We start from the raw sequence: 16,478 nt of genomic DNA on the forward strand, positions 1-16,478 counted from the left end.
CCCTGCTCGGAGCCGTCCTACACTCAGCCGGCCGACCGTCCCGCCGAGCCGGGTTCCCGTCCGTCGTGCCCGTCGCCGTACCGCCGTCCGCACGCCACGGCGCCGCAGTGCGCCCCGTCCACTCTCCCCAGGAGGCCGGCCCGTGGCCGAGACCGTGACCACAGACATCCTCATCGTCGGCGCCGGCCCGATCGGGCTCTACGGCGCCTACTGCGCGGGTTTCCGCGGGCTGCGGACCGTCCTGGTCGACGCGTTGCCGCAGTGCGGGGGCCAGATCACCGCGCTCTACCCGGAGAAGGAGATCCGCGACATCGCCGCCGTCCCCGGCACCCGGGGCCGCGACGTCGTCACCGCCCTCAAGGACCAGGCCGACGCGTTCGACCCGGCCTACCTCCTCGGCCGTCAGGCCGTCGACCTCACCCACACCCCCGACGGACGCCCCCAGGTCACCCTTTCCGACGGCACCACCATCGACGCCGGAGCGGTCGTACTGACCGCCGGGATCGGCACGTTCACCCCGCGCACCCTCCCCGCCGGGGAGGAGTTCCTCGGGCGCGGGCTGAGCTACTTCGTCCCGGACCCGGCCGAGCACGCCGACCGTGACGTCCTCGTCGTCGGCGGCGGCGACAGCGCCGTCGACTGGGCCCTCGCCCTGCACCCGATCGCCCGCTCCGTGACCCTCGTGCACCGGCGCGGCGCGTTCCGGGCCCACGCGGCCAGTGTGCGTGAACTGCACGCCTGCGGAGTCGACATCGTCACCAACGCCCAGGTGGAGACCCTCGCCGGCGACGACCTGCTGCGCCACGCGCACCTGCGGGTCGACGGGGAGGAGGAGGCCCGGGTGCTGAAAGTGGATGCCGTCGTGGCCGCCCTCGGCTTCATCAGCAACCTCGGACCACTCGCCGACTGGGGCGTCGAACTGGAGCGGCGCACGATCGTCGTCGACACCAGAATGCGCACCACGGTCGACCGGGTCTACGCCGCCGGCGACGTCACCGCCTACGCCGGCAAGGTGCGTCTGATGTCCGTCGGCTTCGGGGAGGTGGCGACCGCGGTCAACAACGCGGCCGTCGCCCTGGACCCCGCGCTGTCCCTGTTCCCCGGTCACTCGACCGAGTCCGCCTGAACACCCGACTCCTTCTCGAAGAGCCGTTCTCCGAGAGGGAGTCGAGGAGGACCGGGCCTAGCGGCTCACGTCGGCCATGTCGACGGCGGCGATGTAGGAGAACGCCATCGACGAACCCACGGGACCGCCCGCGCCCGGGTAGATCCGGCCGGACATCGGCGCCATCGTGTTCCCCGACGCGTACAGACCGGAGATCACCGAACCGTCGGGCCGCAGCACGCGCGCGTGCTCGTCCGTCTTCAGACCCCCCTTGGTCCCCAGGTCGGACAGCACGATCGTGGCCGCGTAGAACGGCGGTTCGTCGATCACGCCCAGGCAGGGGTTGGGCCCGTCGGTGTGGGCCCCCGCCATGTGCGTGATCATCAGGTCCCAGGGATCCTCACCGCGGCCGAACTGCTCGTCCTTGCCGCCTCGGGCGTACCCGTTGAACTGCTCGACGCTCTCGGTGAGCGCACCCGCGGGCAGGCCGATCAGCGCCGCCAGCTCCTCCAGCGTGTCCGCCCGCTTCAGCACACCGGCGGCGAGGAACTTCTCGACGTCGAACCAGCCGGGCACCTGCGGTGCGACCGGCAGCCCGGCGAACGCCCGCTTGTTGTCGAGCTGGCGCTGGTCGAACACCCAGTGCGTGGGCAGGTGCGACACGTGCGAGGACCGGTGCGCCTTGAGCATCTCGTGACCGGCACGGTCGTAGGGGAGGCGTTCGTTGAGGTAGCGCTGTCCGGCGGCGTTGACCCAGATGCCGCTCCACACCGACGTGTAGAACACCGGGCGGGTGCCGGGTACGACGAGGCCCGGCGCGAACCACGACTCGTCGAGCAGGCCGGTCGCGGCACCGATGTCGATGCCCGCGGTCAGGGCGTCGCCGGTGTTGCCCTCGCAGCCCTGGGTCCACTCGTCGGTGATCCCGGGCTGGAAGCGTTCACGCAGCGCGCCGTTCCGCTCGTAGCCGCCGGCGGCGAGCAGGACGCCCCGCCCGGCACGGAAGGCCACCGGCTCGCCCTCGCTCAGTGCCTCGACCCCGACGACCGCGCCGTCCTCGACGATCAGGCGCTCCAGCGCGGTGTTCGTGCGCATGGTCCCGTTGCCGGTCTCCATGAACGCGAGCAGCGCACGGCCGATGAGGGCCTGCCCGCCGATCATCTCCCGCGGGACCTCCACCCCCCAGCGCTCCGTCCACAGCGGCCTGCGCACCAGCGGCTCCAGGTCGCCGAGTTCGGACCGGTCGAGGTTCTCGGGGAAGATCGTGCGGCCCTGGGGCAGGCTCCCGGGGCGGCCGGCGAAGTAGTCGGGCACGCCCTGCCAGAAGAACCGGCCGAACCGCGGGTTCTTCTCCAGCTCGTCGATCAGGGTGGGACCGGCCTGGAGGAAGGCCTCCCGCAGTGCGGCCGGCGAGTCGTCGCCGACGATCGCGTCGAGGTAGGGGCGGGCGACGTCGGGGCCGTCCTCGACGCCGGCCCGCTGCTCGGCCGCATTGCCGGGCAGCCAGATCCCGGCGCCCGAATAGGCCGTGGTCCCGCCGACGTACTCCGTCTTCTCGATCACCAGCGTGCGCAGCCCACGGGAGGCCGCGGCGTACGCGCCGACCAGCCCCGCGCCCGAGCCGACGACGATGACATCGTAGGAATCAGCTGTGCCTTCGCCGCTCATGACGGTCCCTCTCGTGAAGTGTCGAGCATCGGACGGACACGGCCTGCTCCCGCGGAAGCGAGCCGTGCCGAAAGAGAACAGTGCACTCAGTCACGGATCGCGTTCGACGCCGCCTCAAGGTGCGCGAAGCCCTGGGCGGCCTCCTCGTCGAGCTCCATGACCTCGACGAAGTGCCCCAACTCGGCCGTCATGTCGAGGTACCCGAACCGGATGGCGCCGCTGTCCCCGTACTGCTTCCACGACCTGCCGCTCGCGGCGACGATCGCGGACGCCTCGTCGAAGTCGTCGACGCGGAAGCCCAGATGATGCAGTGTCGCCGGCTCCCCGGGCCTGACGGCCTCGCGATAGAGGTCGACCTTGCCGCCGACCGGGCGGATGATCTCCAGGTTGGTCGGGCCGGCGTTGACCAGGGCGACATCGATGACCCACTCGTCGGCGGGCACCCCGTCCACCACGACGAACGTGCCGCGCGGGCCGTCGGCACCGGCGGGCGGCAGACCGCCGCCGAGCGACGACTTGAAGTGCTTGACGCACTCGACCGTCCCCAGCCTCGACTCCAGGAACGCGGCCGTGGCGTCGATGTCGTCGGTCACGTATCCGAGCTGCATGAAGTTGCGGAAGAGGTCACTCAACGATCGCACTCGGCACCCCTTGTTCTGATCGGTCCGATCGGCCACGGGGAACGACTGTCCCGCCGCCCTCCGTGGTCGTCCATCGCGTGTCCCACCAGACGGAATCTGCCGCGTGCACGCGGCTCCGGAGTGGCACGATGCGGCGATGACCACATCGAGTGCGGGGACGGCGCCGGTGACCGTGGACCGGGCAGCGATCGAGCACCGGCTGATCACGATGCGCAAGTCGGTCGTACAACTCGACTCGCTCGGACGGCTGGACAGCGCGCGCCTGGCGAACGACCCGGGCACCGGGCTGGCGGTCGAGCGCGTCCTGGCCCTTCTGAACGACCTCGCCTCCGCCATCAACGGGCATGTCTCCGAAGGGGTGTTGGGCGAGGCGCCGCCGCAGACACCCACCGCCTCGTTCGGCGCGGCCGAGCGGGCCGGGCTGATCGACGCCGACACCGCGGCCGCCCTCGCGCCGGCGGACGGACCGCACCACGTCCTGGTGCAGCTGTGTCTGGACGCGGAACCGGAGGGGGTCGGCGCGGTCGTCTCCGCCGCGCGGTCCGGATACCGGGAGTACGTGCGGCAGGTCACCGACTGGATCAGCGCGAGCACGCCCGACCGGACGGTGTGAAGGTTCAAACGGCAGCGGCTACAGTGCGACCATGACGACGACGCCACGCTGGCTGGACGCCGAGGAGATGCGGGCCTGGCTCGCCTACGTCGAGTTCTCCACCCTCCTCTCCGACCACCTGAACCGTCAGCTGCGGCGCGACGCGGGGATGACGCACTCCGACTACATCCTGCTCGCCCACCTCTCCTCGATTCCGCAGGGCAGGCTGACCATGTCGGAGCTGGCCGAGCGCCTCAAGATCACCCGCAGCCGGCTGACCCACGCCGTGACCCGCCTCCAGGAAGCCGGTTACCTCGACCGCCACGAGGACCCCGAGAACCGGCGCAGCCAACTCGCCGTACTCACCGCACAGGGACGTGAGTTCCTGGAGCGCGCGGCCCCCGGCCACGTCGAGGCCGTACGCCGCGCGGTCTTCGACGCGCTCACACCCGAGCAGGTGCGCCAGTTCGCGGAGATCGGCGAGGCGATCAACGCGGCGCTCCATCGCGAGGAGGACACCGGGGACGACCAGGAGGCGCTGCCGTGGCGTCGGCGGTAGGTGTACTGACCTGAGAGGTTGGGGACACGGCTGGCGGGTGGCGCCAGCGAACCGTGACGTTCGGCGGCGCCTGCTGTTCAGCGGGTTCTCGCGCTGTCCTTGCGAGAAGAGCCGCTTGGGGCTCAGGGGTTTTTTGTGCGCAGGGCGCCTTGGCCGTCGAGGTCGTTGAGCACGGCAGGCAGGCCCGTGGTGAGCATTTTGGTGCGGACGGAGCCGAGGATTTTGGCCATGAAGAAGCCTCCGGCGCCGGTGAAGCCGGTGTGGTCGTAGGTGAAGCGCGTTCCACTGCCGTGCGGTTCGAGCCGGTAGGCGACCTCTGTCACCTCGCCGCCGCCTTCGTCCTGCCACGAATAGCGCAGCAGCGAAGGCTCGCGTACCTCCAACACCTCGCACACCACGACGCCGCTCCAGCCGGGCTTCGGCTTCGCGATGAACTTGAACGTGGTGCCGACCGTGGTGGCGAAGCCCTCCGGCCGAGCGCCGGCGCCGGTGGCCGTCCACAGCGGGATCAGCTCCGGATCGGTGACCGCACGCCAGGCCTTCTGCGGTGAGTGCGGGTACACGCGGACGATGTGGATGGCGCTCATGGAGGGCTCCTCGGGTAGGGGCGCGTCAAGCCCAGCGTTAATTTACAGTCACTGAAAAGTTACAGTAACAGAAAAATGCAGACCGGGCAGACTATGCTTGAGCGATGAGTACGCGCACCGTGGACTGGACGGCCTTGCGCCGCGACGAGGAGCCTGCAGTCGAGGGGCTGCGGGAGCGCAAGAAGCGGCTGCTACGGCAGCAGCTGTCCGACACGGCCACCGAGATGTTCATGGACCGGGGCTTCGACGCGGTGCGTGTCTCTGAGATCGCGGACGCCTGCGGGGTGTCGGAGAAGACCGTGTTCAACTACTTCCCGACCAAGGAATCCCTCGTCCTGGACCTGGGCGAAACCACGTTGAACTCCCTGCGGACCACACTGGCCGATCCGGACCGGTCGCCGGTCGAGGCGGTGCTGGAGATCTTGTCCGGCCAACTGGCGGGCCTCACGTCCTGGCTGGCGGCACAGGACGACTGGACCCAGGCCAAGGCCGTTCTCCTTCGCTTCGGCATGCTGATCGGATCCACCCCGTCCCTGCGGGCATATCAGCGCGACATGGCCGACCAGCAGGTCGCCGTAGCCGCCGAAGTCCTGGCCCGACGCGCCGACATGAGCCCGGACGACCCCGAACCTCAGATCGCCGCGGCCGCCCTGCTCGCACTGTGGCCCGTCCAGTTCCAGGCACTGCGCAGGCACCTGCATCGCGCCCAGACCTCCGGGGAACTGCACGATGAGGTCAGCACCGACGTCCAACGCGCAGCCCAACTCATCGACGCCGGACTTAACTCACTCGCCCCCGCCCGGCGCAGTCAGTGAAACGGTCAACCGGCCCGGGGTAGCGGCGAGGGGCATCACCGTTTCACCGGCCCGCCTGTCGACCGGGACCCGTCACCAACCTCCGTCGGTAGAAGAGCTAGGGCGCGGGCAAACGTGAACTCGCCCGGCTAGCCGACGAGTTCGCGTATGAGCGCGGCCACCTGCTCCGTCTCGATCAGGAACCCGTCGTGGCCGTACGGCGACTCGATCACCCGGAGCCGGTCCGCGGCCGGTATACCCGCCGCCAACTCGGCCTGCTGGTACGGCGGATAGAGACGGTCGGAGTCGACTCCGGCGACCAGGGTCCGTGCGGTCACCCGGCGCAGCGCCGCGTGTGTGCCCCCGCGATCGCGGCCGATTTCGTGGCTGTTCATGGCCTCGGAGAGGGTGACGTAGCTGCCCGCGTCGAAGCGGCGTACCAACTTGGCGGCGTGATGGTCGAGATACGACTCGACCTGGTACCGGCCGCCGTTCCACGGGTCCTCCGCACCCTGCGCCGTACGGCCGAAGCGGACCGCCAACTTCGGCTCGCTGCGGTAGGTGACATGGGCCAGGCGGCGGGCCAGGCCGAGTCCCGCGTGGGGACCCCGGCCGGAATCGTGGTAATCGCCGGCTTGCCAGTGCGGGTCCGAACGGATCGCGTGGAGCTGGATGTCGGCCCACGCGATCTGCTCGGCGCTCGCCGCGGCGGTGGTGGCGAGCAGCAGCAGCGCGTCCGTCCGCTCCGGATACGTCACGGCCCACTCCAGCGCCCGCATCCCGCCCATGGAACCGCCGACCACCAACGCCCAACGCTCGACGCCCAGTTCATCCGCAAGACCTGCTTCCACGGCGACCTGGTCGCGCTGGGTCACGAACGGGAAGCCGCCACCCCACGCCCGCCCGTCGGACCGGAGCGAGGACGGCCCGGTGCTGCCCTGACAGCCGCCGAGCACGTTCGGCGCGACGACGAACCACCGTTCCGTGTCCAGGACTTGACCGGGTCCGACGAGCGCGTCCCACCAGCCGGCGGTGGGATGACCCGGCCCGGCGGGCCCGGCGACATGGCTGTCGCCGGTGAGCGCGTGCAGCACCAGCACGGCGTTCGAGCGGTCCGGCGCGAGCCGTCCCCAGGTCTCGAACGCCAGCCGCACACCGGGCAGTTCACCGCCCGCCTCCAGCGCGAGGGGCTTCTCCCGGGTGTGCCACTGGCGGCGCCCCGGCGGGTCCCCCTCCCGCCAGGCCCCGGAGGCCGGCGGAAGGGGAACTGCTGACGGCGTCGGTACGGTGCTCAGGACGCGCCCTTGGCCGCGCGGAACCCGGCCTCCAGGTCGGCCTTCAGATCGGCGAGGTTCTCGATGCCGACCGACAGTCGCACCAGCCCCGGCGAGGTGCCGGTCGCCGCCAACTGCGCCTCGTCCAGCTGACTGTGGGTCGTGGAAGCGGGGTGGATGATGAGGCTGCGTACGTCTCCGATGTTGGCGAGATGGCTGAACAGCTCGACCGCGTCCACGAACCGCTTGCCGGCCTCGACCCCGTCCCGCAGTTCGAAGGCCAGCACCGCTCCGGCGCCGCGCGGAAGGTAGCGCTGCCCGGCCTCGTACCACCGGTTGGACTCAAGTCCCGGGTAGTGGACGGCGGCCACCTCGTCGCGCTGCTCCAACCACTCGGCCAAAGCCTGCGCGTTGGACGAATGACGCTCGATGCGCAGGCTCAGCGTCTCCACGCCCTGGAGGAGCAGGAACGCGGAGTGCGGTGCGATCGCCGGGCCGAGGTCGCGCAGCAACTGCACACGCAGCTTGATGGCGAACGCGCCCGGGCCGAGCGCCGGCCAGTAACGCAGACCGTGGTAACTCGGGTCCGGCTCGCTGAAGTCGGGGAATCGGTCGGCGTGCGCGCCGAAGTCGAAGGTGCCGCCGTCGACCACGACACCGCCGATCGTGGTGCCGTGCCCGCCGAGGAACTTCGTCGCCGAGTGGACGACGATGTCGGCGCCGTGCTCGATCGGCCGCAGGAGGTACGGGGTCGGCACCGTGTTGTCGACGATCAGCGGGACCCCCGCCTCGTGCGCGACGTCCGCCACGGCCCGGACGTCGAGGACGTTGCCGCGCGGATTGCCGAGGGTCTCGGCGAACAAGGCCTTCGTGTTCGGCTGGATCGCCGCTCGCCACGCCTCTGCGTCGTCCGGGTCGTCGACGAACGACACCTCGATGCCGAACTTCGGCAGCGTGTGCCGGAAGAGGTTGTACGTGCCGCCGTACAGGGACGTACTGGAGACGAGGTGGTCGCCCGCGGACGCCAGGGTCAGGATCGCGAGGGTCTCGGCAGCCTGCCCGGAGGCGAGGGCCACCGCGGCGACTCCGCCTTCGAGGGCGGCGACGCGCTGCTCGAAGACGTCCTGGGTGGGGTTGTGGATGCGGGTGTAGATGTTGCCGGGCTCGGCCAGCGCGAACAGGTCCGCGGCGTGCTGGGTGTCACGGAACACGAACGAGCTGGTCTGGTAGATCGGCGTCGCCCGTGCCCCGGTCGTCGGGTCCGGTACGGCACCGGCGTGGACCTGCTTGGTCTCGAACGACCAGGCCGAGGTGTCGGGACCTGCGGGTTCGTCCTCGGGGGTGTGACCCGCGGTGACGGAGTCGATGGGCTGGCTCATGGCTCTCCCTTGTGCGGAGCGTGCGGGGGTGCGGGCGTGCGGGAAGAGACCGCGGGGCCGCCGTCCGGACCGGAAGCGGCCAGGACGGCGGGCGGCGCGGCGCGCTGGTGAAGAGGGGGATCGGAAGCCGGAGCGGAGCGTCAGCTCACGGCGGAACACCCCGTGCTGGTGACACGCACGTAGTCGACGTGGCGGCGGGTCACGAGCACGGTCATGCACTGAGAGAACCACAGCGGATACCGGAGAACCAGCGTGACGTGGGGAGTTGAAACACGACTGCCACAACCACGCCGGCCACGGCGCCGTTCACCCCGCGGACGCCAGCAGCGCCGTACGGCCGCCCAACGCACGGGAGAAGTGATCGGTGACCTGCTCCAGCGCCGTGGCCGCGGCGGACGCGACGGTCAGGGTGCCGTCCTCGCCGACCGTGATGTCCTTGTCGAGCGTGAACCAGCCCGGCACGATGTGCGAGGGCCCCATGGAACTCAGCACCGGCCTCAACGCGTAGTCGATCGCCAGGACATGGGCCGTACTGCCGCCCGTGGCCAGGGGCAGCACCGTCTTTCCGGTCAGCGCGTACTGCGGGAGCAGATCGAGCAGCGACTTCAACAGGCCCGAGTACGCGGCCTTGTAGACCGGTGTACCGATCACCACCCCGTCCGCCTGCTCGAAGAGCGCCGCGGCGGCGGCGATCGCCGGATGCCCGAAGTCGGCGCCCAGCAACGCCTGCGCGGGCAGGGTGCGCACCTCCAGCGGGGTCACGTCGTGGCCCTGGAGGCGGAGCCGGTCGTCCAGGTGACGCAGGAGCCGGGTGGTGCGGGAGGTGGGGGAGGGGCTGCCGGAGACGGACAGGATCGAGGCCATGACGGGACCTTCCGGGATCGGGGTTCAGACGACGTACCGAGCGGGCGGACGGACGGTCACCAGGCGCTCGACCGCACGGTGATCAGCGGCCGCAGTTCGTTGCGCAGGTTCTCCAGGAAGGTGACGACCTCGGCGGCCACCGACCGGTGCTGGAGATCGTTGAGGACATCGTGGTGCGCGCCGTGCACGACCGAAAACCGGGCGCCGGCAAGGGACTTGGCCGTCCGCGTGAGCGCCTCGTGGTCGGCGAGGGGATCGGCGTCGCCGACGAGAAGCAGGGTCGGTACGGCGGTCTCAGTGTCGTAGGCGGCGGTGAGCACGGCCTCCGGTACCGCGTCGCCGAGCGAACCGCGCCGCACCTCGGCGTCCTGGGTGAGGAGGCCCCGGTGGGCGGGGCAGGAGGTGCGGACGTCGAGTTCCTCGTCCCAGGTGCCGGCGGTCGTGGCGGTACCGGGGGCCAGGCCGGGCAGGCCCGCCAGGACCACGGCATCGGGCCCGCCGCCGGCTGCCCGGCCGAGGATCGCGGCGATCGCGGCAGCGCCCGAATCGGCGCCGACGAGGACGAGCGGTCGTACGAGACCGTCGTCCACGGCCGTGTCCTCGGCGGCCTCGGTGAGCCGGGCGGTGAGGGCGGTCAGGTCCTCGGTGTCGAGGTCGGGAGCGTCGATCACACGGACCCGGTAGGCGTCGGCGGCGAGCCGTCTGCCGAAGCGGGCGTAGGCCGAACGGGTCTCGCCGCGGCCGGGGAGGACGAGGACCGTGCCGCGGACGCGGAGGCCCTCGGGGCCGAAGTAGTCGCTGTACTGGGTCACTTCACACTCCTGCGGATACGGTCGCGGCCGTCGGCGCGGGCTTCCAGCCGAGCGCTGGTGCCACCTCGGTCGCGATGAGTTCGAGGGCACGGACGGCGGCGTCGTGGTCGGGGACGGCGGGGTTGAACTGGGTGATCAGGTCCGTCGCGACGGGCAGCACCCGCTCCTGCCCGAGCGCCGCGACGATCTCGTCGGGATGGCCGTAGAAGGAGTGGAAACGGCGCAACGCCTCGTCCCGGTCAAGGCCCTTGGGGAACGCGCCGTGCTCCGCCATGCGCAGTGCCGCCCGGTGGACGTCGTCGCCGATCGCCGCGAGTGCCGTTCGCCGGTCCTTGGCCGGGAAGACGAAGCGGGAGAGGCCGATGCGTGGGCGGCGCGGCTGGTCCCACGCGGCCAAGTAGGCGTCCGCCCAGGGGCGTTGGACTTCGTCGGTGGGAGCGTCGAAGCCGTAGGCCGCACGGTTGAGCAGGAGATTCGCACCGCCCTGCGCGGCGTACGCGGCTCCCTGTTCGCTGAACACCCCTTGCCAGACACGGCCGTTGAAGTCGCCGGGCCGGGGCTGGATACGGAAGCCCGGTGTGCCCACCTCGCGCCGGTCGAGGGCCTGGCGCACGATGTCGAGGTTCTCGCTGGTGAGTTCGCGCTTGCGGGCCACGTCCTTGCCGAAGGCCGCGTACTCCACCTCACTCGATCCGCTGCCCACGCCGAGCTCCACGCGGCCCCCGCTGAGCGTGTCGACGGTGGCGATGTCCTCGGCGAGCCGCAACGGATCCTCCAACGGGAGGATGGTGATGGCGGTGCCGAGCCGGATGCGGGACGTCCGCGCCGCCGCGTGGGCGAGGAAGGTCCACGGCGAGGACAGTCCGCCGCCCCCGAGGGGTACGTGGTGCTGGGCGACCCAGCCGACGTCGAAGCCCAACTCGTCGGCCACGACGAAGAGTTCCTGGGCGTTGCGGTAGGTGCGGGCGATGTCGTCGTCGCGGCCCTGGACGTGGGTGAGGAAACCGAGCCGGAAGCGTGGTCTCTGGGTCGTCATGGGGTGTCGGCCCTCTCAGTCTTTCACGAGCCGGCGCTCGCGGGAGTGGCGGTTGGCCGGGATCGGCAGGCCGAGGTTGCCGCGCAGGGTGTCGGACGTGTACTCGGTGCGGAACAGGCCGCGCTTCTGGAGGATCGGGACGACGCCGTCGACGAAGTAGTTCAGCTCGTCCTCGGTGCGGAAGGCCAGGTTGATGCCGTCGAGGGCGCGGGCGTCGAACCAGTGCTGGATGGTGTCGGCCACGGTCCGCGGGTCCCCGACGAACGGCGACTGACGGAACTGGTTGACGGATTCGGCCACTTGACGCAGCGTCAGCCCTTCCGCCCTGGCCCGCTCGATGAGCTGCGCGGCACCTGTGCGCCCGCCCTTCTCGGCGAGGTGGGCGACATCCGGGAAGGGTGCGTCCAGGTCGTGCACGCTGAAGTCGTACGCCCCGAAGGAACGGCCCAGCAGCGCCAGGTTGCGGCCGAAGTCGTCGTCCTCCTCGAAGATCTCCCGCTCGCGACGGCGGGCCGCCTCGTCGGTGGCGGCGACGACCGGGCCGCCGTGGATGAGGATCTTGACGTGGTCGGGGTCGCGGCCGTAGGCGGCCGCGCGCTTCTTGACGTCGGCGTAGTAGTCCCGCGCCGACTCCAGGGTGCCCCCGGGTGCGAAGATTCCCTCGGCGACCTGCGCGGCGAGATCGCGGCCCTCCTCGGAGACTCCGGCCTGGAAGACCACCGGCTGGCCCTGCGGGGAGCGGGAGAGGTTCAGCGGGCCCGCGATCTTGAAGTGCTCGCCCGCGTGGTCGAGTTCGTGCAGCTTGGTCGGGTCGAGGAACACGCCCCGCTCGACGTCGGCCGGGAACGCGTCGTCCTCGTAGGAGTCCCACAGCCCCCGGGCCACCTGCACGAACTCCAGGGCGCGGCCGTAACGGGTGGCGTAGTCGAGGTGCTCGTCGAGCCCGAAGTTCCGCGCGGTGCCGGTGTCGAAGCTGGTCACCACGTTCCAGCCGGCCCGTCCGCCGCTGATGTGGTCGAGCGAGGCGAATCGGCGGGCGAGGTTGAAGGGCGAGTTGTACGTCGAACTCGCCGTGCCCACGAGGCCGAGGTGCTTGGTGTGGGTGGCGACGGCCGACAACAGGGTCAGCGGTTCGAGGCGGTTGAGGTAGTGCGCCGGGTAGGTGGAGTTGATGAATTGGCTGTCGACGATGAACAGGGCGTCGAACAGGGCGTGTTCGGCCGCCTGCGCCAGCCGGATGTAGTAGTTGATGTCGATGCTGGCGTTCTTCGCGACGCGCGGGTCCTTCCACAGCCCGTGCTGGCCGGGACCGCCCACACCGTAAGGGTGCAGGGCGAGGTGGAGCGTGCGGGACATGGCTGTTCCTTTTCTGTCAGGGGAGCGTCCGGCAGGGGGAGTTGAGGGCGTGTCAGGCGTGCAGAAGGGCGCGCAGGGCTTCGCGTTCGGCCCGGTCGGCTGCCGCGCTGTGCAGGGTGGGCGCGGAGCGGACGAGCAGGCGCGTGTAAGGGTGCCGGGGCTGGTTGATGACGTCGGCTGTGGCGCCGACCTCGACCAACTCGCCCTGGTACAGCACGGCGATCCGGTCGGCGACCCCGGCGACGGACCCGAGGTCGTGGGAGATGAAGACGAGGGCCACCCCGTCGGCGCGGAGTTCCTTGAGGATCTGGAGGATCTGCACGCGGTTGGCGGAGTCGAGCGCGCTGACCGGCTCGTCGAGGATGACGAGCCGCGGTTCGGTCACCAACGCCCGCGCCACCGCGACCCGTTGACGCTGACCGCCGGACAACTCGCCGGGCAGCCGGTCCAGCAGGTCGGCGGAGAGCCGTACCCGGTCGAGGAACGCGCGCACCCGGGTCGCCGACTCCTGCCGGGACACGCCCTGGATGAGGAGGGGTTCGGCCAGGGACGCCTCGACCGTCACGTCGGGGTCGAGACTGCGCAGCGGGTCCTGGAAGACGTACTGGATCACACCGCGCCGGCGCAGCGCGCGCCACTGACGATGGCCGTACGAACCGACTTCCTCGCCGTCGATCACGATCGACCCGGCCGAGGCGCGCACCAGCCCGAGCACGGCCCGTGCGAGCGTCGACTTGCCGGAGCCGGTCTCACCGATGATGCCGACGGTCTCACCCGGGGCGATGCTCAGGGAGACCCGGTTCAGGGCCTGGCGGCGGCGCCGGCGGAGGCCGTAGTGCACCTCCAAGTCGGTGACGTCCAGGACGGGTTGGGGGGCGGGCTGCGACGCCGGGCGGTCGGTGCTCACGCGTCCTCCTCTACGGCGACTACGTCCACGGTGGCATCGGCGGCGAGGAACTTGTCCAGGCCGTACTGCTCGTGTTCCGCGATCAGCAGCCGGGTGTATTCGTGCTCCGGGTTGTGCAACACCTCGTGCGTCGGGCCCTGTTCGACCACTTCGCCCTGCCGCATGACGAGGACCTCGTCGCAGAGTTGGGCGACGACGGCCAGGTCGTGGGAGACCAGGACGAGGGCGAGCCCGGTGCGCTCGCGCAGGTCGGCCAGCAGGTCGAGGATCTCGGCCTGGACGGTGACGTCGAGCGCGGTCGTGGCCTCGTCGGCGATGAGGATGCGCGGGTCGGCGGCGATCGCGGCGGCGATGAGGACGCGTTGGAGCATGCCGCCGGAGAGTTCGTAGGTGTACTGGCTGTAGACCAGTTCCGGGTCGCGCAGACGCACCGCGTGGAGCAGCTCGATCGCCTGCCGGCGCGCCTCGCGTCGCTTGAGTCCCTTCTTGACCTTGAGGACCTCGGCGATCTGGGTGCCCACGCGGATCGAGGGGTTGAGATACGACGCCGGGTCCTGGAAGACCGCGCTGATCGTGGCGCCGCGAAGTGCCGTCCACTGTGCCGGCGAGAGTCCGGAGATGTCCTGGCCGTCGATCTCGATCGAGCCGCCGGTGACCTCGAAGTGCGCGGGCAGGATGCCCAGCGTGGCCCGGCAGGTGAGGGTCTTGCCGCTGCCGGACTCGCCGACGATGCCGACCGCTTTGCCGGGGGTGAGCGTGAAGGTGACGCCGTGGACGATCTCGTCGTCGGCGGCCTGGTCGCTGATGCGGACGTCCCGTACGGACAGGACGGGTGTCGAGGGGGAGGCCTGGCGGACGGGCCCGGTCGCGCCGCTCGTGCCGGTCTGCTCGACCTGGGCCCTGCTGTTCTGGTCGGCCTTGCTGAGGACCTTCTCGGAGAGAGTGGCCATCACGCACCTCCGGCGTGAACGTGAGCGGCGTCGGTGTCGATGGTGTTGGCGCGTCGATTGGCACGCGCCTTGCGGTTGTTGACCAGGGCGCGGCCCGCCTCCCCGGAGACGTCGCGGATCGCGTCAGCGAGCAGGTTGCAGGCCCAGACGGTGACCATGATCAGCAGGGCGGGGACCACCGGCGCCCACGGCTTCTGGGTGAGATAGCCGAGGTCCGAGGCGAGGAGGCCGCCCCAGGTCGGCGCGGGCGGTTGGACGCCGATCCCGAGGAAGGTCAGCGTCGAGACGATGACGAAGCCGACGCCGATGGTCTGGGCGAGCGCGACCGCGATCGGCGGCAGCACCTTGACCCAGACGTGCCGGCGGACGACCCACCCGATCGACGCCCCGGAGATCAACGCGGCCTCCACGTACGGCGATCGGGCCACCGCCAGCGTGGCGGCACGGGCCACCCGGTAGAACAACGGGGACACCAGCACCCCCGTGACCAGCATCGCCTGGGTGATGCCGTTGCCGAGGAGTGCGACCACGGCGACGGCGAACAGCAGGAAGGGCAGGGCGACCAGCGTGTCGGTGAGCCGGAGGGTGACCCACTCGAAGACCCGGCCGAAGTAGACCGACAGGATGCCGGGGATCGCCCCGACCCCCAGTGCCGTGAGGGCGACTTCGAGCGAGCCGAGCACGCTGACCCGGGAGCCGTCGAGCAGTCGGCTGAGCACATCGCGGCCGAGGTAGTCGGTGCCGAGCCAGTGCGCGCCCGAGGCGTCGGCGAGGGTGTCGGAGCTGGTGGCCAGCGGGTTGTCGGGCGCGATGAACGGCCCGAGGACGGCGAGGAGGGCGATCACGGTCAGGATCACCAGGGCGATCCGGCCGGACGTCAGGGAGAGCACGCGGCGCACCATGGTCACACCCCCCGCTGGGACGCCGGCGTCACACGCGCCAGCACCAGGTTGACGATGAGGTTGAAGACGACGACCAGGACGATCGACACGACGAGGACCCCCTGGACGGCCGGTACGTCACCGGCCTGGGCGGAGTCGTTGGCGAACCGGCCGAACCCCTGGAGCCCGAAGATCCACTCGGTGACGACGGAGGCGCCGACGAGGGTGGGGAACTTCAGGCCGAGCGTGGCGAGCGTCGGGCCGAGGCCGTTGCGCAGCACATGGCCGAAGAAGATCCGGCGTGGACCGAGTCCCCGTACGACCGCGCCCGTCACGTAGTTCTCGCGATAGGCCGCGATGAGACTCGTCCGCAGTTGGCGGGCGACGTCGGCGATGACGTCGAAGCTCAACGCGACGGCGGGCAGGGTGATATGGGCGAGCCAGGGCCCGACTCCCTGCGCCGCCGGGACGTATCCGGCGGACGGGAAGACGTGCAGTCCGACCGCGAACACCGCGACCAGCACGATGCCGACGACGAAGGCCGGCATCACCGAGATGACGGTGACGAATCCCGTGATCGCGCGGTCGACCCAGGTCGTACGGCGCAGCGCGGCGAGCGTGCCGAGGGCGAAGCCCGCGACCACGCCGATGATCAGCGCGAAGAACGCCACCGACAGGCTCACGCCCAGGCCGAGGCCGATCAGGGTGGAGATGTCGGCGCCGTTGGTCCAGCTGGTGCCGAGCTGCCCGTGCAGGACCCCGCCCAGCCAGTCCACGTACTGGACGAGGAAGGGCCGGTTGAGGCCCCACTGCGCTTCAACTCTGGCTACCGCCTCGGGAGTTGCTTCCTCGCCCAGCTGGATCCGCGCCGGGCTGAGCCCGCTCAGTGACCGCAGCGCGAACGTGACGAACGTCGCGACCAGGAACACGGGCACGAAGATCGCGATCGACCGGGCGAGGGTGACCAGGACGCGGCCCACGGTGTGCCGCGTCCCGGTCGTGGCGGTCCGGTGACGGACGTCGGGTGGTGTGGCCGGTGCCTCCGTCGTCGTCATGGCTTGCCCCCTCTCTGT

The 16,478-nt window shown here is 70.7% G+C and carries 17 protein-coding genes; 4 read left to right on the top strand and 13 right to left on the bottom strand.

Translation table 11 applies throughout. From position 1 onward, the window contains the following. The first annotated feature begins 142 nt into the window (after positions 1-142). A complete protein-coding gene (locus AC31A1_RS00110; RefSeq protein ID WP_489651165.1) occupies positions 143-1,126 on the top strand; it encodes an NAD(P)/FAD-dependent oxidoreductase in 984 nt (327 codons plus the stop codon). 57 nt (positions 1,127-1,183) lie between these two features. On the opposite strand, the gene AC31A1_RS00115 is transcribed toward AC31A1_RS00110, so the two are convergent. Both AC31A1_RS00115 and AC31A1_RS00120 read right to left on the bottom strand, forming a co-directional pair. Next, positions 1,184-2,773 (bottom strand): FAD-dependent oxidoreductase, encoded by a 1,590-nt coding sequence (locus AC31A1_RS00115; protein ID WP_489651166.1) that lies wholly within the window; start codon positions 2,771-2,773, stop codon positions 1,184-1,186. 86 nt (positions 2,774-2,859) lie between these two features. Beyond that, on the bottom strand, positions 2,860-3,414 hold the full coding sequence (locus AC31A1_RS00120; RefSeq protein ID WP_489651167.1) for a VOC family protein: 555 nt from the start codon (positions 3,412-3,414) through the stop codon (positions 2,860-2,862). Positions 3,415-3,550: 136 nt separating this feature from the next. On the opposite strand from AC31A1_RS00120, the gene AC31A1_RS00125 reads away from it, so the two are divergent. Both AC31A1_RS00125 and AC31A1_RS00130 read left to right on the top strand, forming a co-directional pair. After that, positions 3,551-4,027 (top strand): hypothetical protein, encoded by a 477-nt coding sequence (locus AC31A1_RS00125; RefSeq protein ID WP_489651168.1) that lies wholly within the window; start codon positions 3,551-3,553, stop codon positions 4,025-4,027. Between the two features lie 31 nt (positions 4,028-4,058). Then, complete coding sequence (locus AC31A1_RS00130) at positions 4,059-4,565, top strand: MarR family winged helix-turn-helix transcriptional regulator (RefSeq protein WP_489651169.1); 507 nt, start codon at positions 4,059-4,061, stop codon at positions 4,563-4,565. Between the two features lie 122 nt (positions 4,566-4,687). Here the strand turns inward: AC31A1_RS00130 and AC31A1_RS00135 are convergent, their stop codons facing one another. Next, positions 4,688-5,152: an SRPBCC family protein gene (locus AC31A1_RS00135; RefSeq protein WP_489651170.1), complete on the bottom strand. Its 465-nt coding sequence runs from the start codon at positions 5,150-5,152 to the stop codon at positions 4,688-4,690. 104 nt (positions 5,153-5,256) lie between these two features. Here AC31A1_RS00135 and AC31A1_RS00140 point away from each other — a divergent pair, with 104 nt between their 5' ends. Continuing rightward, on the top strand, positions 5,257-5,967 hold the full coding sequence (locus AC31A1_RS00140) for a TetR family transcriptional regulator (RefSeq protein ID WP_489651171.1): 711 nt from the start codon (positions 5,257-5,259) through the stop codon (positions 5,965-5,967). A 128-nt stretch (positions 5,968-6,095) separates the two neighbouring features. On the opposite strand, the gene metX is transcribed toward AC31A1_RS00140, so the two are convergent. The 10 genes from metX to AC31A1_RS00190 all read right to left on the bottom strand — a co-directional run bounded on the left by metX (position 6,096) and on the right by AC31A1_RS00190 (position 16,460). Beyond that, on the bottom strand, positions 6,096-7,241 hold the full coding sequence (gene metX, locus AC31A1_RS00145; RefSeq protein WP_489651234.1) for a homoserine O-acetyltransferase MetX: 1,146 nt from the start codon (positions 7,239-7,241) through the stop codon (positions 6,096-6,098). Further along, positions 7,238-8,599 (bottom strand): bifunctional o-acetylhomoserine/o-acetylserine sulfhydrylase, encoded by a 1,362-nt coding sequence (locus AC31A1_RS00150; RefSeq protein WP_489651172.1) that lies wholly within the window; start codon positions 8,597-8,599, stop codon positions 7,238-7,240. Before AC31A1_RS00150 ends, metX begins: the two co-directional genes overlap by 4 nt. A gap of 306 nt (positions 8,600-8,905) precedes the next feature. Further along, positions 8,906-9,463, bottom strand: a complete 558-nt coding sequence (ssuE, locus tag AC31A1_RS00155) for an NADPH-dependent FMN reductase (protein WP_489651173.1) — start codon at positions 9,461-9,463, stop codon at positions 8,906-8,908. Between the two features lie 56 nt (positions 9,464-9,519). Continuing rightward, the gene (locus AC31A1_RS00160) at positions 9,520-10,275 is read right to left on the bottom strand and encodes an alpha/beta hydrolase (RefSeq protein ID WP_489651174.1); all 756 of its coding nucleotides are present in this window, start codon (positions 10,273-10,275) and stop codon (positions 9,520-9,522) included. A 1-nt stretch (position 10,276) separates the two neighbouring features. Then, positions 10,277-11,311, bottom strand: a complete 1,035-nt coding sequence (locus AC31A1_RS00165) for an LLM class flavin-dependent oxidoreductase (protein WP_489651175.1) — start codon at positions 11,309-11,311, stop codon at positions 10,277-10,279. Positions 11,312-11,326: 15 nt separating this feature from the next. Next, positions 11,327-12,667 (bottom strand): LLM class flavin-dependent oxidoreductase, encoded by a 1,341-nt coding sequence (locus AC31A1_RS00170; RefSeq protein WP_489651176.1) that lies wholly within the window; start codon positions 12,665-12,667, stop codon positions 11,327-11,329. A 52-nt stretch (positions 12,668-12,719) separates the two neighbouring features. Then, positions 12,720-13,574 (bottom strand): ABC transporter ATP-binding protein, encoded by an 855-nt coding sequence (locus AC31A1_RS00175; protein WP_489651177.1) that lies wholly within the window; start codon positions 13,572-13,574, stop codon positions 12,720-12,722. Beyond that, entirely contained in the window at positions 13,571-14,524 is a 954-nt protein-coding gene (locus AC31A1_RS00180; protein WP_489651178.1) for an ABC transporter ATP-binding protein, read from the bottom strand. Before AC31A1_RS00180 ends, AC31A1_RS00175 begins: the two co-directional genes overlap by 4 nt. Then, positions 14,524-15,426, bottom strand: a complete 903-nt coding sequence (locus AC31A1_RS00185) for an ABC transporter permease (protein WP_489651179.1) — start codon at positions 15,424-15,426, stop codon at positions 14,524-14,526. The genes AC31A1_RS00180 and AC31A1_RS00185 overlap by 1 nt, the downstream gene beginning before the upstream one ends. 2 nt (positions 15,427-15,428) lie before the next feature. Further along, the gene (locus tag AC31A1_RS00190; protein WP_489651180.1) at positions 15,429-16,460 is read right to left on the bottom strand and encodes an ABC transporter permease; all 1,032 of its coding nucleotides are present in this window, start codon (positions 16,458-16,460) and stop codon (positions 15,429-15,431) included. Positions 16,461-16,478: the final 18 nt, after the last annotated feature.

The organism is Streptomyces sp. P5F9 (genome assembly GCF_057961495.1).